General features: G+C 41.1%; 19 protein-coding genes. 8 read left to right on the forward strand and 11 right to left on the reverse strand.

Translation table 11 applies throughout. The features are described from left to right. Positions 1 to 91 precede the first annotated feature (91 nt). Entirely contained in the window at positions 92 to 2,521 is a 2,430-nt protein-coding gene (locus AN394_RS02845; RefSeq protein ID WP_054561003.1) for a zinc-dependent metalloprotease, read from the reverse strand. Between the two features lie 160 nt (positions 2,522 to 2,681). Between AN394_RS02845 and AN394_RS02850 the strand changes: the two genes are divergently transcribed. Further along, positions 2,682 to 3,650 carry a class 1 fructose-bisphosphatase gene (locus AN394_RS02850; protein WP_055020751.1) on the forward strand — a complete coding sequence of 323 codons (969 nt, stop codon included), beginning with the start codon at positions 2,682 to 2,684 and terminating at the stop codon, positions 3,648 to 3,650. A gap of 40 nt (positions 3,651 to 3,690) precedes the next feature. On the opposite strand, the gene AN394_RS02855 is transcribed toward AN394_RS02850, so the two are convergent. Continuing rightward, positions 3,691 to 4,014 (reverse strand): hypothetical protein, encoded by a 324-nt coding sequence (locus tag AN394_RS02855; RefSeq protein WP_054561005.1) that lies wholly within the window; start codon positions 4,012 to 4,014, stop codon positions 3,691 to 3,693. Between the two features lie 43 nt (positions 4,015 to 4,057). On the opposite strand from AN394_RS02855, the gene AN394_RS02860 reads away from it, so the two are divergent. The 3 genes from AN394_RS02860 to AN394_RS02870 all read left to right on the forward strand — a co-directional run bounded on the left by AN394_RS02860 (position 4,058) and on the right by AN394_RS02870 (position 8,858). Then, positions 4,058 to 4,414 carry a DUF5522 domain-containing protein gene (locus AN394_RS02860; RefSeq protein WP_055020752.1) on the forward strand — a complete coding sequence of 119 codons (357 nt, stop codon included), beginning with the start codon at positions 4,058 to 4,060 and terminating at the stop codon, positions 4,412 to 4,414. A gap of 180 nt (positions 4,415 to 4,594) precedes the next feature. After that, positions 4,595 to 7,027, forward strand: coding sequence for a TonB-dependent receptor (locus tag AN394_RS02865; RefSeq protein ID WP_055020753.1), 2,433 nt, complete (start codon positions 4,595 to 4,597; stop codon positions 7,025 to 7,027). Positions 7,028 to 7,319: 292 nt separating this feature from the next. After that, the gene (locus AN394_RS02870; protein ID WP_055020754.1) at positions 7,320 to 8,858 is read left to right on the forward strand and encodes a sulfotransferase; all 1,539 of its coding nucleotides are present in this window, start codon (positions 7,320 to 7,322) and stop codon (positions 8,856 to 8,858) included. On the opposite strand, the gene AN394_RS02875 is transcribed toward AN394_RS02870, so the two are convergent. The 9 genes from AN394_RS02875 to AN394_RS02915 all read right to left on the reverse strand — a co-directional run bounded on the left by AN394_RS02875 (position 8,833) and on the right by AN394_RS02915 (position 17,911). Next, complete coding sequence (locus AN394_RS02875; protein WP_054561008.1) at positions 8,833 to 9,672, reverse strand: sulfurtransferase; 840 nt, start codon at positions 9,670 to 9,672, stop codon at positions 8,833 to 8,835. The genes AN394_RS02870 and AN394_RS02875 overlap by 26 nt on opposite strands. After that, a complete protein-coding gene (locus AN394_RS02880) occupies positions 9,672 to 10,835 on the reverse strand; it encodes a capsular biosynthesis protein (protein WP_055020755.1) in 1,164 nt (387 codons plus the stop codon). Before AN394_RS02880 ends, AN394_RS02875 begins: the two co-directional genes overlap by 1 nt. 51 nt (positions 10,836 to 10,886) lie before the next feature. Then, on the reverse strand, positions 10,887 to 11,294 hold the full coding sequence (locus AN394_RS02885) for an adenylyltransferase/cytidyltransferase family protein (protein ID WP_054561010.1): 408 nt from the start codon (positions 11,292 to 11,294) through the stop codon (positions 10,887 to 10,889). Next, positions 11,291 to 12,361, reverse strand: coding sequence for a CDP-glycerol glycerophosphotransferase family protein (locus AN394_RS02890; RefSeq protein ID WP_327077752.1), 1,071 nt, complete (start codon positions 12,359 to 12,361; stop codon positions 11,291 to 11,293). Before AN394_RS02890 ends, AN394_RS02885 begins: the two co-directional genes overlap by 4 nt. 81 nt (positions 12,362 to 12,442) lie before the next feature. Continuing rightward, on the reverse strand, positions 12,443 to 12,862 hold the full coding sequence (locus AN394_RS02895; protein ID WP_054561011.1) for a group 1 truncated hemoglobin: 420 nt from the start codon (positions 12,860 to 12,862) through the stop codon (positions 12,443 to 12,445). Next, a complete protein-coding gene (locus AN394_RS02900) occupies positions 12,862 to 13,695 on the reverse strand; it encodes a DUF3034 family protein (protein ID WP_055020756.1) in 834 nt (277 codons plus the stop codon). The genes AN394_RS02895 and AN394_RS02900 overlap by 1 nt, the downstream gene beginning before the upstream one ends. Next, complete coding sequence (locus AN394_RS02905; protein ID WP_055020757.1) at positions 13,682 to 15,997, reverse strand: EAL domain-containing protein; 2,316 nt, start codon at positions 15,995 to 15,997, stop codon at positions 13,682 to 13,684. The genes AN394_RS02900 and AN394_RS02905 overlap by 14 nt, the downstream gene beginning before the upstream one ends. Beyond that, entirely contained in the window at positions 15,987 to 16,637 is a 651-nt protein-coding gene (locus tag AN394_RS02910; protein WP_055020758.1) for a methylamine utilization protein, read from the reverse strand. Before AN394_RS02910 ends, AN394_RS02905 begins: the two co-directional genes overlap by 11 nt. Positions 16,638 to 16,804: 167 nt before the next feature. Next, on the reverse strand, positions 16,805 to 17,911 hold the full coding sequence (locus tag AN394_RS02915; RefSeq protein WP_054561015.1) for a phosphoribosylaminoimidazolesuccinocarboxamide synthase: 1,107 nt from the start codon (positions 17,909 to 17,911) through the stop codon (positions 16,805 to 16,807). A gap of 217 nt (positions 17,912 to 18,128) precedes the next feature. Between AN394_RS02915 and AN394_RS02920 the strand changes: the two genes are divergently transcribed. From AN394_RS02920 to AN394_RS02935, 4 genes are read left to right on the forward strand one after another with little or no spacing between them, the layout of a single operon-like run. Then, the gene (locus tag AN394_RS02920) at positions 18,129 to 19,202 is read left to right on the forward strand and encodes a CDP-glycerol glycerophosphotransferase family protein (RefSeq protein WP_235576234.1); all 1,074 of its coding nucleotides are present in this window, start codon (positions 18,129 to 18,131) and stop codon (positions 19,200 to 19,202) included. Between the two features lie 16 nt (positions 19,203 to 19,218). Further along, positions 19,219 to 19,917 carry an ABC transporter ATP-binding protein gene (locus tag AN394_RS02925; RefSeq protein ID WP_055020759.1) on the forward strand — a complete coding sequence of 233 codons (699 nt, stop codon included), beginning with the start codon at positions 19,219 to 19,221 and terminating at the stop codon, positions 19,915 to 19,917. After that, positions 19,904 to 21,196, forward strand: a complete 1,293-nt coding sequence (locus AN394_RS02930; RefSeq protein WP_055020760.1) for an FtsX-like permease family protein — start codon at positions 19,904 to 19,906, stop codon at positions 21,194 to 21,196. Before AN394_RS02925 ends, AN394_RS02930 begins: the two co-directional genes overlap by 14 nt. An 8-nt stretch (positions 21,197 to 21,204) precedes the next feature. Then, positions 21,205 to 21,693, forward strand: coding sequence for a DUF3299 domain-containing protein (locus AN394_RS02935; RefSeq protein ID WP_054552700.1), 489 nt, complete (start codon positions 21,205 to 21,207; stop codon positions 21,691 to 21,693). The last annotated feature ends 17 nt before the right edge of the window (positions 21,694 to 21,710 follow it).

Here is a 21,710-nt window from a genome sequence, read left to right on the forward strand (position 1 = left end):
GACAAAAAAGGAAGGCCGCTAGATTAGCAAATATCCAATTTTATGCAAGTAAAACGCCTAGCTATGCTAGGCGTCTTAAAATAAAGGAGGATTAAATTGGTGAGCCCGGTGGCATTGGCAGCACTTTAAAGTTTGTAGGCCATTCACCACTTTCTAAAAAGTAACTGATTTGCTCGCTTAAATATTGCTTAAATGCACTGTTACCAACGGATGCACTGCCTAGCATAGATTCTTGCTGGTAACTCTTTGCAAGTTTAGCTAAGTAGTAACGAAGCTGTGCTTGCACTTCGGGTGCCACCTCATTGCTTGCCACTAAGTCAGCAAACTGTTTTGCAGTTAAAAGCTGTACACGTTGGCTAATTTTACCTGCCATCCCTGAAGCAATTTTTTGCTCAAAAACTTGCTGATAAGTTTGTGCTAATAGCGCATCTAAACCATAAAATGCATCGCTTCGTGCTTGCTGCTGTGCTAAACGGTTAATGCGTTGGCTATTAAAAAGTAGGCTCAAGCTATGTGCTGCAGCAACCTCAGGCAGCGCCATCGCATCAAGCGTGAGTCCTGTGCGGCCAACAATGCTCTCGCGTGATTTTGATTCACCATACGCTTTTGGTGGAATAAGCGCTAATACCGACTCAGGCAAAACAAGGTTCTCAGCTTTTAATGTCGCAAGTACTGCATCGGCTGCCGCTTGTTGTGTTTGCTTTGCCACAACCTGCGCCCCTTTTGGTTGTGAACCATCGCGTACTTCGTATTCGTAATTTACACCGGCAATTAATTTAACCGCAGCTTCAACTTGATAGCGATGGAACAAATAAAGTGGCACCAGCATTTCTTCTAATTGCGATAAAGCAGTGCCTGTTTTGATGTTTTCGATACCAAAGCTCGTCAGCGCTTGTTTACGAACATCAAGTACACGCATTAACTCATCACTCGGTGAACTGCCGTTATCCCATAAATGCCCTGTTGGGTGAGCACCACCTTGAGCGCGGGCATCACTGTCTGAAATAAATTCCAGCCCTTTGCTTTTGTTTTCAGCTAAAATTGCGGCCAATTGCTGTGCTTCATCTTGATTGGTGAAGTCGCTATAACCGTATTTAACCACTTGGGTATCCCACACGCCCATGCCAGCAGCATAACCTCGGCTTACATCTAATTTACCTTGCTCGTTAAAGCTCAGTAGTGGGTGTGGATAATCCATTACAGAGGCTCTGTCTGCCACTGACGCTGCAAAATTATGCGAAATACCTAAAGTATGCCCGACTTCATGGGCGCTTAATTGACGAATACGATCAAGTGCCATTGCTTGTAAGCGCTTAGCCACTTCATTACCTTTAAAATAGGGAGCTGCTAATGCTTCTGCAATTAGGATGTCTTGACGAACACGCAGTGAACCCAGTGTCACATGACCTTTGATAATTTCGCCTGTTCGAGGGTCAATCACGGAGCTGCCGTATGACCAACCACGGGTTGCACGGTGCACCCATTGAATTACGTTGTAGCGAATATCCATAGGGTCTGCATCATCAGGGAGCACTTTAACGATAAATGCGTTCTTATAACCTGCTGCATTAAAGGCATCATTCCACCATTTAGCCCCATCAAGTAACGCTGTTTTAACTGGCTCAGGTACACCCGGATCTAAGTAATAAACAATCGGCTCAACGGGCTCGCTGATTGGCAGGCTCGGATCTTTTTTCGCTAAACGATGACGCGGGATGTAACGCACATACATAGATTCACCCAGCGCTGCCGCATAATCTTTGTGCTCAATGCTCCAAAAACCTGCTTGAGGGTGGAATTTGCGAGGGGTGTAGTTATCGTCCGGTAACTCAATTAATGAGTGATGCATATGCACTGTCAGCGCATAAGGGTCTGCGCTAACTTGGCGAACATACTTTCCTGGGTTATTACCTTGAAAAGTTAGCACGGCTTCTAATTCAGTATTTTTTTCAAATGCTTTTGAACGTGCTAAATAAACCGCGCTGCGGTTGCTATCTAAGTTAAAACTTCCCTGCCCGGTTGCCGATAAGCGACGGCTTACACCATGAACATCGCTTAATAAATAAGGGGTGTAATCCACAAGTACGGCAGTATCTGACTGAGCTACAACACTAAAACCCGCTAAAATACTTGATGCGAACGCCTCTTTAATACTTTGTTGTTCCGCAAGGTTATTAGTATTAGCACGGTAATAAGTATTAATAGCTCTTAGCATCACCTTATCGCCAAAACGCTCAAATTGAACTAAGTGAGTATCGCCTAACTGACCACGATCTAAGCCAATATCATTTGAACCAACACCGTAAGGTAAGCTTTGTTGTAATAAAAATTGTTGCTCGAGTTTATCCACCTCAAGATACAATTTGCCGTTTTCTGTATCGTAGTAAAATGAAAAATAGCCTGAAAAATGAGTCATTTTTTCAGTAAAATCATTTATAGACTTAATTGCTGCGTGTGCTTGAGTTATCATAGTAAGTAGCACAGCTAAGAGCAGATATCGTAGTAATGGTATTTTTTGCATAATCTTATCTTTGTTATTCGCGTTTTAAATACTGTATAGGTATTAAGCAGTATAAAGTACCGCCAAGAAAAATCAGCTATTTAAGACGAAATTCAGCGCTTGCTAAGACATTCTCTCTCACACTAAAAATGTCTGGCTACAACGTTATCAGGAAAATAGAATGCGTAGACTCCCACCGGTATTGTTAGAAGATGGTTGCCCTCGTGAACTGATCTCATTGATCAGAACGGTACTTGCGGCATGTAAAGAAATTTCATTTCGTGTTGGTCAAGGCGCCCTATCTGGCGTATTAGGCTCAACCCTAGACGAAAACATTCAGGGTGAAACTCAGAAAAAACTCGATGTTCTAACTAACCAACTTTTAAAAGATATTTTATTAGAATCGGGCTACGTAAAAGCCATTGCCTCTGAAGAAGAAGACTTCACCGTTGCGGGTAATCCAGATGCCAACTACATTGTTGCATTCGACCCACTTGATGGCTCATCAAATACTGATATCAACTCACTCGTTGGTACGATTTTCTCAATTATGGCGGCGCCTGAAGGGGCTGATCCGGCTGATCCTAGTATTTTTATGCAACCGGGTAAAAACCAAGTTGCAGCGGGTTATGTATTATATGGCCCATCAACCGTGCTGGCGTTAACAACTGGCAAAGGCACACGCTTTTTCACCTTAGATAAAACGCACGGTACCTTCTTATTAACGCAAGATTTTGCAACCGTACCTGAAGAGACTAGCGAATTTGCAATCAATACTTCAAACCAACGCCATTGGCAACCAGCAATGCAAAATTACATCAATGACTTAATTGCTGGTGATACTGGACCGCGTGGTCGTAACTTTAACATGCGCTGGATTGCTGCAATGGTAGGTGATGTGCACCGTGTATTATGCCGTGGTGGTATTTTTACTTACCCAACCGACACGAAAGATCCAAATAAACCTAACAAATTACGTTTATTATACGAAGCAAACCCAATGGCAATGTTAATCGAACAAGCTGGCGGTATTGCCTCAACAGGCACTGAGCGCATCATGGACATTCAACCTGATGCTATTCACCAACGTGTGGCGGTGATTTTAGGTTCGAAGAACGAAGTGGAAACCTGCTTAAGCTACCATAAATAGTAAGCAGTAAATGCCTTAGGCTGAAAGGTATAAAATTCTTTCAGCCTAAAGTCACTGCTAATAACTTCTTTAGCGTACTTGTACTCAACTCACCCATTTGCTCGTTATTACTTAGCGCATAAATAGCCCCTTCAACGGCGCTTTCGTCGATGTCTTGCCTAGACTCGACTACGTTTGCCCAAAGTTCTAATTCATCGATATCTATTTCGCCGTCTATAACACGCTGTAAAACCTGACAGAAAACATCTTGCGTCAGAGTATGGACACCACCTTGTGTGTCTGGAGTACTGGTAATTACTGAGATTGCCTCAAATCGGTTATCACCAAAGCGGGCAAACTCATCTAATGCGTCTAATTTATCCATTTGCTATGCTTACCTTTTCAATCTCAAAGCATCTTTTTACTTAATGACAACCCTTACTTGCTCACAATGCAAAGCAACGCTTAACTGCCAAGCCGACAATATTAATGCCTGTTGGTGTAGTGAGCTGCCCAACATTTTACCACTCGATGAGGCTGCAACAGAATGTTTATGCCGAGACTGTACTATAAAAAAGATCAATTCATTTTTATCTAAACTTTACCAACAGCCTCTTGAACAGCAGGTTGCCTTCGCTAAGCCTTATTTTACTCAAGGTAATTTAATAGAAAATCTCGATTACACCATGCAAAACAACTACATGGTATTTAGCCGCTGGTTCTTTTTAAAACGTGGCCACTGCTGTAGTAATGGCTGTACTCATTGCCCTTATTCCGATAGCTAACCTCTTACAGAGTATTTATTCAAATATTTTGCATTTAATTGCAAATAACGCATGGACGATAAGAATAAAAATACATTATAATTGGATATAAATTCACTAAATCATCAATTTTTAAGCTTAAATTACTAGTAACGTCTATTTTTTAAGCATAAATTTACTGTAACTAAGTCGGAATCAATCATGAACACTTTTAAGCCTGCTCTACTTGCAAGTGCAATTTCTGCAGTTTTAATCAATAGCAATATGGCGTTTGCTGCAGAAGATGCTATCGAAGTTGATAAATCAATTGAAACTATTCAAATTACTGCAACACGACGTGCAGGCTCTGTGCAAGATGCACCGCTTAATATCACAGCGCTCAATGGCGATGTAATTAGCGACCAAAACATTGGTGATCTAGAAGATGTCGCACGCTGGGTACCTGGCTTAACAATTTCTGATCAAGGTGGCCGTGAAGGTTCTCCGATTATCGTTCGTGGTTTGAATACAAATACTTCTGACCGTATTTCTGATAGTGGCACAGTGGCAACCTATGTTGGTGAAATTCCACTTAGCATCGACTTACGTTTAACTGACGTTGACCGTGTTGAAGTGCTAATTGGCCCACAAGGTACACTGTATGGTGCAGGTACTTTAGGTGGTGCAATTCGTTACTTACTAAAACAACCAGAGCTTGATATCACCGAAGGTAAGGTTACAGGCGATGTATTTAGCATTAACGAAAGTGACGGCACTGGCGGTGAGTTTGGTGTGGTATTCAATACCCCGCTAATTGAAGAAAAACTAGCGCTTCGTGCTAGCTTAAATTATTACGATAACCCTGGTTACATTGACTACACCCACGTGGTTCAAGAACCGGGTGTATCAAACCCAAATCCTGATTTTTCAGACAGCAGCGATGTAAATGCCAACTTAAAAAGCGTAAGCGATGTTAACGATGAGCAAATCACCACTGCACGTTTATCACTTCGTTGGCTTGCAACCGAAGATATTGATGCAACGCTAAACTACTTCTATCAAAAGCAAGAAAATGGCGGTAACTCGACATCGCAATACGGCTCTCTTGCTGATAGCAGTGCGCTACAAGGTGTCCCAGGAAAGTACGAAAACGTAGCTCGTGTACTTGAACCAGGTGAAGAAGAAAACGATTTATTAAGCTTAGAAGTAAAAGCAGATCTTGGTTTTGCTGAGCTGGTATCTGCATCTGGTTGGTCTAGCTATGAGCAATCTGGTCAGCGCGATCAAACTGATCTACTTTACGATATTTGGTCAGGCTATGCCGATTTCCCTTCTTTTGTTGGCTACACGCACGATACCTCAGATCGCGATACATTTACGCAAGAGCTTCGTTTAGTTTCAAATAGTAATAGTGCTTTTAGCTGGATTGTAGGCGGCTTCTACAACAAAGTAGAAAGTTACTCTGATGATCGTGAGTACACGCCGGGTCTGACTGAGTACTGGGGTGGTGGTATTCCAAATGTTGAACAAGACCTTGAGTACATTCTAATTTCAGATAGCGAGACCACTGAAAAAGCACTTTTTGGTGAAGTCGGCTACAGCATCACAGATCAGTTTGATGTAACTTTAGGTGCTCGTTTTTACGAATACGATGTATCAACAACATCAGGCTCTGCTACACCGCTTTATTCTGGTGATTTTGATTCACTAGATAACCTTGTTATGGAAAATGTGAGCGCTAGCGATAACGGTAACTTATTTAAGTTTAATGCTAACTATACATTCGATAATGGTGTACTTGCTTACTTTACCGTGAGTGAAGGTTTCCGTATTGGTGGTGGTAACGGTATTGCTCCTTGCCCTGATGTATTACCTGAGCAACAAATTGTTTGTGCCCTGCCAAACGAAGAAGATTACAAACCAGATACAACGGTCAACTACGAGCTAGGCTTTAAGTCATCATGGTTACGTAACCGCCTACATTTTAATGCGGCGCTATTTAATGTTGATTGGAAAGATGCACAAGTGGGTAGCAGCACCGTAAATGGTCAAGAGCTAATTACCTCAAATGCAGGCTCTGCTAATTCGAAAGGTGTTGAGCTTTCTACTCGCGCAATGATTGGTGATAATTGGGCTGCATATGCGACATACGCGTATGCAAAGGCTGAATTGACCGAAGATGCGCCTTACTTATTTGGTGTGTTAGGCGATGACTTAGCACAGTACCAAAGCTACTATGATGGTGCCAAAGGCGACCGTTTACCGGGCGCTCCTGAGCATCAATTCTCGTTTGGTCTTCGTTACGAGCAAGATGTCTTAGGTGATAAGTTATTAAGCGTAAACTACGGTATCACAGCGCAAAGCGATGTGATCACCAAAGTAGGCTTAAAAGCAGACGGCGAAGTATTACCAGGTTATGCACTAAGTAACTTATCTGCCAAAATTACTGGTGATATGTGGTCTGCAACGCTTTACGTAGACAACTTATTCGATAAGTACGCATTCACTTCTGTACGTCGTGATAAGTCTTGGGCTGGTATGTCGCAATATGCTGAGCTTAATAAAGAGCTACCTGAGCTACAGCGTGTTTATGGTCACTACACCACAGCGCCGCGTACTATCGGTATGAAGTTTAGCTACAACTTTGAGCTGTAATTAAACATACCCATAAAAGCCTTGCCACCTTCAGGCAGGGCTTTTTAATACCAATTCGCTTAATTAATTGGTCTATTTTGAGGCAAGAAGACCTCGTTGATAGCAAGGCAAAAATTTCGTTATTTAGTTGTTCTCGGCAATTGCTCCTGCATTGCTCTACCTTCTGCATCCATGCAGTCGTAAATCAGAAATTTTTAACGCAGCTAGCGACAGGTTTAATCCCTCAAAATGATTAAGTATTATTGGATTGGTATAAAATTAAGTTTCTGGTGAATTGATATAATATGCGCTTATGCTAAATGATACCCAACAAGCGCTTCGCGCTCATATCCAACAGTTGTTAGCAAATAAACAACTAAACGATGCACATCACCTACTTGTGCAGCGCCTAAAACAAAATCCTGAAGACCACGTTTGTTACTTTTTACTCAGCGAAGTCAACACCGCAGCTGGCGATATCAACAAAGCTATTAAGCTCCTTGAAAAAGCGCTAAGCCTAGCCCCTTTTGCAGTTTATCATTTAGCACTTGCCAAGTTATACGTACTGTTAGGCAAAGTCAGTAATGCAGCTGTGCATTATCAAAGCGCTATACAAACAGCTGGTTTTAGTGGCGCAGACTTTGATACATTAGCCAACATTGCGACCCGTTTAGGGCATTATGACGACGCTCTTAGCTTCCAACAAGCAGCCTACCAGCGCAATAAAGATAACCCACAAATTAGCTATAATTTGGCGGTGTGTTATAAAATTCACGGACTGTTCGATGAAGCTAAAAGCTTATTGCAGCAACTAACCACAAAGCAACCTAGCTTTTATCAAGCCCACTATTCGCAGGCTGAACTTAATACTATTATAGATGCAGAGCAACATATCCAAAAACTTCAAGCCTTGGCGGATAAAGAAAAAAGCATTGTTGAACAGCAAGTGTATTTTCATAGTCTTGCCCTTAATTATGAGCACCTTAATGACTACAAAAATGCATTTAAATACTTTGCACTAAGTAAGCAAGCGATAGCCGGTAAACTTAACTATCAAGCAAGCCAACACCACCACTTTTGTCAAAAGCTCATTACTCAAAGCAAACAGCAAGCACCAGCTAGTAGTGACTCTGAGTTCTCACCCGTTTTTGTTGTTGGCCTTCCCCGCTCTGGCACAACCTTAGTTGAAAAAATCCTTAATCAAAGTACACAACTGCAAGGGGTTGGGGAGTTTAATGATATTGCGCAACTCATACAAGACGCCACGCAATCAGCTCGTGTGATTGACAGCGAAATGCTCGATAAGGCATATGAATCTGAGGCAATAAAAACAGCATTGGCTAGCTATCAACAAAGAGCCGAGCTGCTAAGTGACGGCCTAAGAAGTTGTGATAAACAGCCATTTAACTTTTACTATATTGATTTTATTTTAGCGGCTTTTCCTAATGCGAAAATCGTTTGTATGCAGCGGGGCTGGCAAGATTGCAGCATTGCCAATTTTAGGCAGATGTATAGCCCGCAAAGTGTGTTCCATCACTACAGTTTTACACTTGAAGATATTGCCTCATTCCATCAAGATTACTCGGCATTAGTCAGTCATTTTGCCAACAAGTATCCTGAGAACGTTTTTTTGCAAAGCTATGAGCAATTGGTGGCTGAGCCGACCCTACAAACGCAAAAGCTCTATGCGTTTTGTGATTTAAGCTGGCAGGAAAACTGCCTCACTTTTTATAAAAGCAATGCGGCATCAGCCACGGCGAGTAAAAAGCAAATTCGCCAGCCATTGAATAAAAACAGTATCGGCAGCTGGCAAAATTACGCTGAGTTTATTGGTGCGGACCTGTTTCAATAGGTAGGTCGTGACGAGCGCCCCACTCACTCCATGAGCCATCGTAAACACGTAAGTTAGCGTAACCGCATTCATCGGCACACAATGCAATTGCACAAGCGGTTACACCTGAACCACAGCTAAACTGCAACTGGGTGTGATGCGGCGCTATGTGTTGTTCAAATAATGCCTGCAATTCGCTAAGCGGTTTAAGCTCACCGTTATTTAGCACTGTTGCTAGAGATAAACTGCGACTATTTGGAATATGACCACTGCGCATACCTTCGCGCGGCTCAGCGTGTTCACCGGTAAAGCGCTCATAAGGGCGAGCATCGAGTGTTAGTGTGCTTTGTTCGTCAAGTGAGTTAAGTACTTGCTCAGCACTAATAAAGTAATCAGCACGCGGGCTGGCAACAAAATTGCCTTGACCATAAGCAGCTGAATAGCTTGCTTGTGTAGCAAAACCAAGTGCCTGCCACTTAGCTAAACCGCCACTTAACACTTTTACATTATCAAAGCCCATTGCTTTAAACATCCACCACGCACGCGCTGAACTGAATAAGCCTTGGTCTTCATAAATCACAACCAGAGAGTCTTGGTTAACCCCAGCAAGCTGCATATGTTCTGTGAACTGCCCGGTACTGCACATCATACTTGGTACAGGATTACTGTTATCTGCCAGCGTCTTTTTGAAATCAAAACGCTGTGCATTAGGCAGCATAGCCTTAGGTGCATACTCACCCGGTAAACCAGGGCGCACCATTCCTGCATCAAAGACAACCAAGTTATCCTGGTTTAAATGCTCGTTAAGCCATTCTGGCGAGACGATGTTCTTCATTAGCTTTCCTTTTGCGATAGCTGTGCAAATGTATCTTGTTGAGTTAAGCGTTTTTCGACCGCTTCAACATGCTCAGTTGTACATTCTTTCCAAACACCAGGCAAGCAATACACATGCTTTAAGTAGGTAAAAAACTTATCTCTCAGAATACTGTTGGTCTGCCAGCCATTTTGTAGTTTTTCCAAGCTTTTAATCAAGGCAGTTTGATCACTTGCGTTTAGTACGAGCTCATCAATGTTGTAACAAGCAAGCCCCAAGGTAATCACTTTTTTATCAAGTAATAAAGATTCTAAGCCAACTGTCGAGTTAATAGTTATAACGGCTTCAGCACCATTAATAAGTTCTCGAGTACAATTTCCGTTGGCAAAAACGGCAACATCATTTCTATCGTACAAGTGCTCATAGTGCTTATGCCATGAAGGATGTTCTTTAAAAACAACTTTAAGTTCTGGATCATTTAACTGTTTTACAGCTGAAACAACAGCATCGTAATACTCTTCCATTGACTTAAGCCAAGGAGAGTAACAAGCTATTTGAGTATCGTGTGGAACTTGAAATGGCACAAATAAGTATTTTTTGGGTAACTCGATTGCGTCAAACTTACAACGCTTTTTATGGTTCGCTCTAGGAATTAAATCAGGCGCAGAAAATGGCAACTTCCCCTGCGGATCAAAGTTTAAATAGAATTGACTATCTCGCGGTACAGAAGCCGCAAAATTAATACCTTTTGGATCTAAGCTTGTTGTTCCGGGCAGTAACCCATTTTCATAGTAATAGGTGGTCACTCCTAAAGCCTTAGCAGCCATACAAACAGTAACATTCGGTAATTTATTACCATTCCAAATGACTAAAGCTTGTGGCGATTCTGACTTCAATAAATCATAATACTTAGCGAACCGACACCGCTCCACCAGCAGCATCAAAGCAGAGTAACTTTTAATTATTAGCGGGTTATTCCATAAACTATTACGCGCTTGTTTACGTAATAGTTGCTCCGAGATTATTTTACTAAAATCAATTTGTATTGCCTTGCTAAAGTATTTAAGAGCAGTAAATCTAGGTAAGCCCATGCAGTGCACTTTACTCTTTAAAGGCAGTTTCCTAGTCAGTTCTTTGTAATAGCGGGCGTGCACATTGTTGCGAGAGATAAATAAAAAAGCCATATACACATCTTATTTTTGATTGAACGTAAGCGCATACAGCTATTTTATTAATTATAAATGACAGTTTGAAGGTTGCCTCACAACTTCTATTATTTCTGTTGTAGAGATAGAGGGAGTACGCTCTAAATAAGTTACATCACAAAGTTGGCTAAATTGATCAAATCGACCAGCCCAATCGTCCCCCATAACTAGCAAATGGGCTTGATGATCTTTTATATACTCACCTTTTAATTCTAGAGAATGCTCTACAAATACTTCGTCGACACACTTCAATGAACTAATAATTTTCAGCCTATCAGCTTCACTATATACGGGCTTTCGACCTTTCTTAGAGAAGTTTAGTTCATCGGAAGATACACCAACTATTAAATAATCTCCTAACGCTTTAGCTCGTTCTAATATATTGATGTGTCCCACATGAAAAATATCGAACGTACCAAATGTAATTACCCGTTTCATTGGTGCTCCTCTAAATAAGATACAATTCTCTTAGCAGAGTGACCATCCGTAATACCTGCCAGTTTATAGACTATTTCTTTTCTTTTTTCTTTAAATTCGGCTGTTTCGTTAACACTTGAAGTTAATAACTGCTTTAAATCTTTATAACTTCCTGCACGAGTACATAGCTCATTGAAGTATTTGATATCTTCATCAAGTCGAGCTTTTAACCTATAAGAAAAAATACCTCTGTAAGACCAGCGCAGCTTATAGAAATCACACCAGATAACAGGCTTTTCTAATGCTGCAAACTCAAATATGGCTGACGATGCATCAGAAATCATTATATCAGCAAGTTCTAAAAAAGGAGTAAGGTCAAAATCGAACTCATTAGCAAGGTAAACATTCTTAGCGCTAGCCCACTTCTCAAGCTTTAGGCGTTGTTTTTTATATTTTTTCTTAAACAAACTAAAGAAATGAGGCTTAACGATAATATTAAATTCATCAAAATGCTCAGGGAAATCATCGCTGAAACATTCTAAAGAACTCGGATAAAAAGTAGGCGCATACAGCAAAGTTTTTTTTGTTGGATCTAGGCCTAGATTTTTGAGGCTTATAGTACCAAGAGTCTGATTAAAAATAGGGTCTAATTTTGCGTAGCCGCTATCAATAAAGTTACCTTCAGGATAGAGTGTTTTTAAACGTTGAAGTCGGTGTTCACCTTCAACAAACCGCACTGTCATCTTGTTGTTCGATACGTCGTAATAACACTGTTTTGGGCCTATCCCATGCTGCATCAGTACAGTCTTTTTATTTAAATCCTCAGCACCTGCGAATGTATTGCCAAATACGACCCAATCTGCATCTGAGTTCTGATAAAAGTCAAAGGTTTCACTTGTGTTTGTTAACCACTTTGCAACTATTGCATTTTTATCTATAAAGTCACAGCATACTGCACGACTGCGCTCATCTTGTTCTTTATAAAAAACCATTGAGACTTTGTGGCCTTTTTCTTTTAACTCCTTTAAAACAGGCAGGTATTGTGGAATATAATATAGATGTTGAACATCAAAATATAACTGCATCATTTACAACTTAATAACTTAAATCAATAGCTATTGTACATAAATTACATTTTTGTTTCAGCCCACAATTAAAGTTTATATTAGCTAAATATCAATTACCTCAGGGCGCAGCGGTGCTAGGCGGCTAAGGATTTGATTTTGTACCGTTTGCGGGATCTGTTGTTCGTCCATAGCATTAATCAAAAGCTCTACCACACGGTTAAAGTCTTTTTCAGGGATATTCATTCCGGTGTGGATATCAACCATATTATCGCCTTTATATTCACAAGGACCGTCTGTGACGCTACACAAATGAGTAATAAAGCCTTGTCGAAAATGGGCGACATTCGTTTGTTTAAAATAAGCTAAAATTTGTTCGTCACGGCCTATTTGATTGATAAAACTATCAACCAGTTTTTCAACTCCTTGTTCGCCATTAATTTGCTGATACAAGGTGCTATTGTTGCTACTTGCACAACCAACTAACATAACGGCAAATACAAATGTAAAAAGTGTTTTCATCATTACCAATACCCTGTTACAGAAAGATACCAACCTGTTTGATCCTTAGCCCCAGCAATACTTCCTAAGTCTAACCAAGCAGCAGTCACGCTAACATACTTATTAGGAAACCAAGCAACAAACACATCCTGCCAATCTTGCTCCCCTAAGCCTAGGTTATTGGACTTTTCACGATACTCAACACCAACGGCTATTTGGTGGGTTAAAAACACAGCTGTCGATGCTTCAAATAACAATTCTTTATCGCTATCAGGGCCGCCAAAGCCTAACAAGCCAAGCTGATTAGCATCGCTATAACGAAAGGTGGTGTTCCAAAACCAGTTATACCCAGCAAGCGCGCCCAAATGTAGTTTACTAGCAGCAAGATATACGTCGGTACCGCTGGTGTCTTTGGCACCGAGTAGGTTTGCGATACTGCCGTCATCCAGTGATTTATGTTGCACACCCAAGCTCAGCTGCGGCCATTTACTGTAAACGATATCGCCGTATAAGCGCACTTTCGCTCCTGTAATTGATTGCTCAATATCGGTATTTAATGCCGGAACTTCGAAGCGTTGCTCTGCGTAACTAAATTCAACGCGATCATAAATATTTAGCTGCGCGCCACAAACATCTAAGCGGTAATCACTCACGTCTGCACGGCTGCAAAAACCATTTATTGCTATTTCATCATCACTTGCATAGCCTGCAAGTTGCGCCCAAGGGACAATACCACCACCCGCACTACCTTCAACTTGGGAGACTCCGGGCGTTGCTAATAATTTACCCGATGCAGCTAACCCTGAACTTGTAAAAGCAAGGCAAGTTAACCCAAACAACCAATTAAGACGCTTCATTGTACACCTCTAACCACTGCAAAAACTGCTCTGATTTTAGTGGCCTACTTAAATAATACCCTTGTGCATAATCGCATTTATTTTGCACTAAAATATCCAGTGAATTTTTGTTCTCAACCCCTTCAGCAACAACCGAAAAGCCCAGCTGATGACCTAGAGTAACCGTAGATTGCACTATGTATTGATCTTGACGAGACTGATCTAATTGCAAAATAAAACACTTATCAAGTTTTAGCTCATCAATCGGTAATGACTTTAAGCGCCCAAGCGATGTTTGCCCTACACCATAGTCATCCAACGAGATTTTAACCCCCAAGGTTTTGAGGTTTTCTAGCGCCTTAATACCTTGCTCTTCGTTCTCAATCATATCGCGTTCTGTAAGCTCAATTGTGATCAAGCGCCCATTAACAGCATGTTTTTCTAACTGTTTAGCAAGGTGTGAGTAAAAGCTTGGGTATGCAATATCTTGCGCAGAAACATTAATTGCAGCCTGCATAGTAATACCTTGCTGTTGCCATGCTGCAACTTGCGACACTACGGTTTTAACAACCCAAGAAGTTAACTCAACAATCACCCCCGATTGCTCTGCTAAATCAATAAACAGTTCTGGTGAAACCCACTGACCGTCTTTGCGTTGCCAGCGGATTAACGACTCAACTTTATCAATGCTATTAGTTTTAATATTTAGTTTTGGCTGATAGGTCATGAACAGCTGACCGTCATCATCAACAAGGGCTTGCTTAAGTTCATCAATTATTGCTAGGCGCTCAAGATGTTCTTCGTCTTCACCTTCTTGATAATAATGAATAGTTTTATGCTCGCAAGATGCGGTATCAACAGCAATTAACGAGCGACGCATTAAATCCTCAGGGCTGACATTTTGCGAAAGGCAATGCACCACCCCAACACTAAAGCGTAACGTAATGTTTAAGCCTTGAATTAAGTAGCCAGCCTGTAACTGAGCAACTAACTTCATTACCGCATCTTTAAATTGTTTCGTTTCATCGGCTGGCAATAAAGTTAAAAATTCGTCACCGCCAATCCGAGCATTAACACCATTATGATGAGCTGAGTATTCACCAATCCGCTCAGCAACCGCTTTAAGACAATCATCGCCAATACGCGGGCCTAATTTATCATTGATATGGCGAAGGCCGCGGATATCTATAGCAACCAGTGTGTACTCAGCCCCTTCGGCAAACAAGTTTTCCATGTTTTCTAACATAGCAGAACGGGTATAAAAGCCAGTTAATGAATCATGGCTAGCTTGAAAACTTATTTGCTGTTCACGCTCTTTAATGTCGTTACCCATGTTGTTAAAGGCATCAATTAAGGTGGTGATTTCACTACTTTGCTTTTTACCTACAAATTCAGCTTTATAGTTGCCACGGGCAAATTGCTGCGCAAGTAAAGTAAGCTTTGAAAGCGGTGTTGTGAGATTTTTAGCTAAGATTCCACTGGTCAATACGCCTATCACAACCGTAATAGCAGCAAGCACAATAATGGTGAAAAACAGCTGTTCAAACTCACGATAACTCTGGGTTAAATCAGCACTTAATAGCACAGAAACTAGGTGTCCGGGCAAAGATGGAAGTTCAACCAGGCGGTTTCTATAGACCGGCTTTTCACCAAATATGCGCTGCGTTGTCTCGTTATTAAAATGCGCTAATACAGAGGTGCTTTGTGGTTGCTTGGGCAGCGATGTCTCTACCACACCATCATCTTCACCAATAAAACTCACATCCATTGTGGTGAGGTTTTTAAGCTCTGCAGCAACCAGATCGTTAATCTCGAACCCCACTAAACTGTAGGCAACAGTTCGCGGCGCACGTACTGGCAGTAAAATAACTTGGTAAAGGGTTTGATCAAGTACAATGAAATTTGATTGCTCAGCATCAATGAGTAATTCATTCATCAATGCAGAAAACTCATCTGGCCTATGATTAAATTCAGTATTTGCTGAGACCAATTGCCCTGATAAATCCACAAGCAACATCAAATCAGCATTTATTCGACGACTGTGGTTATTCAATACACTACTAATGGTATCGGCGTCTTGAGTTGCGACCGCTTGTTTAAAGCCAAAATCTGCGGTCAGCACCTTTGCAGCAGTTAATAGCAGGCTCTCTTTAGCGCTTAAATATTGCTTAAAAACATTTTCAGCGACATTAATATCTTCACGTAGCTTTTGATCGTTAAAGCGATTTGTCGACCACCAAGAGCTCGCTAAACTGACTAAACTAGTTAATAAAACCAGGCTAACGCATAAGGCTATGATCCGCCCTCTTAAACTATGAATCATTATCTGCCTTAAACATCTCACCAAACGTATTACGCGGTGCAGGTTCATTCGTATTAATTGTAATATCAGCGACTTGCTCAGTTACAGTGACTGATAATTTTTTATTAATTTCACTTGCTTGGTTTGGGTGCCAAATCGTTATACTAGTTGGAACAGTAATCCCTTTTAATTGTACTTTGCCATCCTCTGCTGTTTTTAGTGTATTAGCGCTATTTGCGACATAGATATAACCCACCATAGAATCGTGAATATTACAGCCTAAAACTACAACTCCGCTGTTATCAAACAACTCTGGTTTTTCTGGACGGTCAGCGTAAAGCTTAATATTAAAAGGTTTAGCACTTGAAAAGGAATAAACATGATGGCGAATATTATCGCTATTAGGAAAATCAACAGACTGCCCTTGTTGTATCACCAATACATTAGGTGAAAACTGCTTATTTACCTGATCCATCACAGCAACGGGTAATTGCGAACGTGGTAAGTTCGCATTATTTTCTAATTCGATGACAGCATCAGCCAAAGGCTGACCAAATTGATCACGAACGGTAAATGAAATATCAGCAGCGAATGCAGTTGCTGCACAGCACAGAACTACAAAAGAACATACCGTGCGAGCACAGTGCGCAAAAAACGTCATAATTGAACCTTGCTTAGCCTAGTTTGCTAATAAGTATAGATTAATCTTAGCTTAAGTTAATGAGAGAGGGTATGAAAAGCAAGAAAAAAGCCAAGCAGTTTTAATAGAAAACCAACTTGGCTTTAATAATATTGACTTAGAGCATATCTAAGTTAAAAAAATAGCAATTAATTGTGCTTAATTAAGCCGTATTCTTTATCTAAAATAGCGATTACTTCACTACGTGGGTCGCTTGGAATAGTAATTTCTTGACCAATGATTTTACTCGCAATGCCAACGTAAGTATCAGACACTTCAAGCATCACTGATTCTGGCAAGGTGTAGTCTTTAGCAAGCTGCTCACGCTCGTCCATGCGGTCTTTATTTAATAACACATCGCTGTCTGGCACGTTATTAATTAATAACTGGCGGAAACCCTCTTTTGAGTTTTCAATGATTTTACCGTCACGGTAAGCTGGGCCATCCCAGATACGTGATGAATCAGGCGTGCCTACTTCATCAATGTAGATAAGCTTATCTGAACCATCAATGTCTTCAACATAACCAAATTCAAATTTAGTATCGACAAAGATTTGGTCAAGCTGCGCTAGTTCATCACTGATCAGCTTAAAGCCTTCAACAAGTAGTTGCTCATATTTAGCCACATCGTCTTCAGACTTGAAGTTAAAAACAGATAGGTTATTAGTGATGTTTTCACGAGTAATGTTCACATCATCTACTTCAGGAATGTCAGTAACACCTGTGATAATGCCTTTCGTTGATGGCGTAATTAAAACTTCATCTAGCTTTTGGTTCGCAGCTAGTCCCTCTGGTAAATCAATACCACAGAAATTACGCGTGCCTTTCGCATAATCACGCCACATACTGCCAGTAATATATTGGCGAGCAATGGCTTCAACTTTTACAGTACTTGCTTTACGCACAATCCATACATAAGGGTGTGGAATATCAACAATATGGTTACCAGCAAGGCCTGCTTTATCAAATAACTTAAACCAATGAGATGCCACAGAGTTTAGCGCGATGCCTTTACCAGGAACACCATTTAAACCGTTTTCACCTTGCCAAATACAATCAAACGCAGAAATACGGTCAGAAATAACCATAATAGCTAGCTCAGTTCCTTTTGGAACTTGATAACCTTTGTCATTAATTAAACGAGCGCTGTCTTCATCAGTTAACCAATAAACTGAACGCACTTTACCACTGTGTACCGCACCTTTAGTACGGATCGGTAAATCATCGTTTACGTCTAAAACTTTATAGCTAGTCATGCTATCTCCGATAGTATTTGGCATGCTCTTGTGAGCACATGTATGGGATTGGGGTTATGGCCGCCTATAATAATCTAGACGCTTTGAAAGCTCAATCATTGCACTATCATCAGCAGCCTGCGGATGTAATAAAAACCATAAAAATTTAAACTTTCAGTAATTTTGCTGTCATAAACATTATTTCGCTATACTAGTGCCCTCGAAATAGGAGGTTTTCTTGGATTACTTAGCAGCTACCGCAGAAAAAAAATATTTAATGTTTATTTCGCAGAACTATTCGTACGCGATCTTACGCCCATTGCAACGGGAGATTTTAGCTCGTGGTGGTGAAGTTAAATGGTTTTTACATGGGAAAACTGTAAATCGTGATTTTCTTGATGAAAGCGAGCAAACCTTAGATAGCGTTGATGCTATACACGATTGGCAACCCGATGTACTTTTTGCACCTTCTAATAGTATTCCCACTTTTATACCTGGCGTTAAAGTTGGTGTATTCCATGGCTTTGATGCGGGGAAGTTAAATAGCAAAGGCCAAAATGACCATTTTAAAGTTAGAGGTTGTTTTGATTTGTACTGTACGCAAGGTCCAAATACTACTGCACCTTTCCAAGCTTTAGCTAAAAAGCATGGCTTTTTTCAAGTAAAAGAAACCGGCTGGCCAACACTCGATCCTTTTTTTAGTGAGATTGAAAACAATCCGTATAAAAACCCAGACGACAACAGAAAAACACTCTTAATTTGTTCGACTTTTTCAAAACGCCTGTCTCTTGCACCTAAATTATACGAACAAATAAAAGCATACAGTGAGCAAGGAAAGTGGCGAATTTTGGTGCAATTTCACCCGAAAATGCCAAGCGAGCTTGTTGAACGATACAAGGCTCTACAAAACGACAATCTAACTTTTGTCGAGACAGATAATGTATTACCACTCTTACAAGCTGCTGATGTCATGCTGTGTGATACCTCATCCATTTTGCTTATGTTTATCTTACAAAGAAAGCCTGTCGTAACTTTCTGCAATCAAGCACCTGGCGAACATCTTATTGATATTACAGATGTCAATAAACTAACTGAAGCGATTGATTATGCCTTCACACAGCCTGCTGAATTAATGGCGAAAATTGAGCACTTCTGCCAGCAACTGCATCCATATCAAGACGGCTTATCGAGTCAACGTGTACTTGCTGCTAGCAATGAATTACTATTGAGCAATCCTGCACTTAAGCCGAAACCACGTAATTTTATTCGTAATTTTAAAATGCGTAGAAAATTAAATTACTGGCGATGGTAACAATTCATAGGTCGTTATGATCACGCTTGAAAATGTGCTTTTTAAATGGCACGCAAAACAACCCAAGCCGACGATCAATATTACTAAGCTAGATATTGATCAAGGCGAACATGTTTTTCTTCACGGTCCGAGTGGTTGTGGTAAATCAACGTTATTATCATTGCTTGCTGGCGTCACAGTGCCAACACAGGGCAATATCGAGCTGCTTGGTAAAGCGATTAACCAACTTAGTAATAGTAAAAGGGACCGTTTTCGTGCCGACCATATTGGCTATATTTTTCAAAACTTTAATTTACTACCTTATTTATCGCCTATTGAAAATGTGACTTTAGGTTGCCAATTTTCAAAGCAAAGGCAAAAAAACGCATTAAAAAATAGTGCAACAATAGCCGCTGAAGCAAGCCGCTTACTGAGCGCTTTAGGGCTAAATGATAACTTGCAGCATCAAGCAGTTGCACAGCTGAGTATTGGCCAGCAACAAAGAGTTGCCGCAGCGCGAGCCTTTATTGGCAGCCCTGAAATTATTATTGCAGATGAACCTACCTCAGCACTCGACACACAAAATCGCCAAGCATTCGTAAAATTGTTATTTGAGCAGGCAAGCGCAGCAAATAGCACGCTAATTTTTGTTAGCCATGATGAAACATTACAAACGCTATTTACCCGCAGTATCAGCCTTATTGAGTTACAAGGAGGCACAGATGCTACTCATTAAACTCGCCACAAAAAGTTTATTAAACCGAAAGGCCAGCGCCCTACTCACCCTATTTACAATTGCTATCAGCGTAATGTTATTGATGTCGATTGAGCGGGTTCGAGTTGATGCTAAAAGTAGCTTTAGCAATACAATTTCTGGCACTGATTTAATTGTCGGTGCGCGTACCGGTGATATCCAGTTGCTGCTGTCTTCGGTATTTCGCATTGGTCATGCTAATAATGGCGTGAGTTGGAAAAGTTACCAATACATCTCAGGGCAACGGGGTGTGAAATGGGCTATTCCTATGTCACTTGGCGACAGCCATAAAGGTTTAGCTGTACTTGGTACAAATAAAGACTATTTTGAGCACTATCGCTTTGCTAAAAAGCAGTCGTTGAGCTTTTCACAAGGTCATGAGTTTAATCACTTATTTGAGGTTGTATTAGGTGCTGAGGTTGCCAATACCCTTGGCTATCAGCTTGGTGACGAAGTAGTGATTGCGCACGGCATGGGCAATACCAGCTTTCATAATCATGACGATAACCCATTTAAAGTGGTCGGTATTTTAAATCCAACGGGCACGCCTGTTGATAAAACCCTGCATATTCCACTTGCAGCAATTGAAGCGATTCATGGTGGTCATGCTCATCAGCATGAAGCCGCTCAGGCTGATGCAAATGACCACGACCACGACCACGACCACGACCACGACCAGCATGGTGATGTTGATTTAGTTGGCACACCAAAACAAATAACCGCTTTTTTACTTGGTTTCGATTCACCTCTTTATACCTTACAAGTACGTCGTAATATCAACCAATACAAAGATGAGGCACTGCTTGCCATCATGCCGGGTGTTACTTTGCGTGAACTATGGGAGATGCTCTCTATCGTTGAAAAAATATTGCTATTATTTTCTATCGTCGTGGTGCTGATCAGTTTGCTTGGCATGTTAACGAGCCTGCTTTCAAGCCTCAATCAACGCCGCAGAGAACTTGCAATTTTGCGCTCTGTTGGCGCAAGACCTTGGCATATTTTCACCTTGATCAGTGTCGAATCATTACTCATTACAGGGCTTGGCTGCATTGTTGGTATCGCATTATTCTATGCTTTAATGCTACTCGGCGCAGATTACTTGCAAAGCCATGCCGGAATAAGCCTAAATATAGCCTTATTGTCATCCTATGAACTCATGCTTTTAGCTGCGATAATGGTTGCAGGCTTTATTGTTGGGTTAATTCCCGCAACTCGCGCGTATTTCTACTCTCTTGCTGATGGTATGAGTATTAAAATTTAAGGAATGTTATGCCGTTTTTTCGAAAATTCGTCGCTTTAGTCGCATTAGTTGTGTGTGCTGGAGCTAATGCTGGCGCACCTAAAGAAATCTTCTGGGAAGATTTAATTCCAAAAGGTCATGTCCAAATCGACACCCAAGCGCAAGCAAACCATGAAGGTAGCGAGCAAAACTGGGTGCAACCAGACCTTGATGCACCCGTGGTAAAAGAGCTTAATGGCCAATCAGTGAGTTTGCCTGGTTTTGTTGTTCCCCTTGAAGGCGACAGCGAAGTGATCACCGAGTTTTTATTGGTTCCTTATTTTGGTGCCTGTATCCACGTGCCACCACCGCCACCAAATCAAATTGTGCATGTCACGATTAAAGACGGCGTACCAATCGAAAGCCTCTACGATGCGATTGTCGTGACAGGCGTTATCAGCACCGAAACCTGGTCTGGTGAAATTGCCCAAGTCGGCTATAAAATGAAAGCCGTCGGTGTAGCACCATTTGAGTTATAAGTTTTAAAGAGCATGTT

Source organism: Pseudoalteromonas sp. P1-26, from assembly GCF_001401795.1.
In the GTDB taxonomy this organism is placed as follows: domain Bacteria; phylum Pseudomonadota; class Gammaproteobacteria; order Enterobacterales; family Alteromonadaceae; genus Pseudoalteromonas.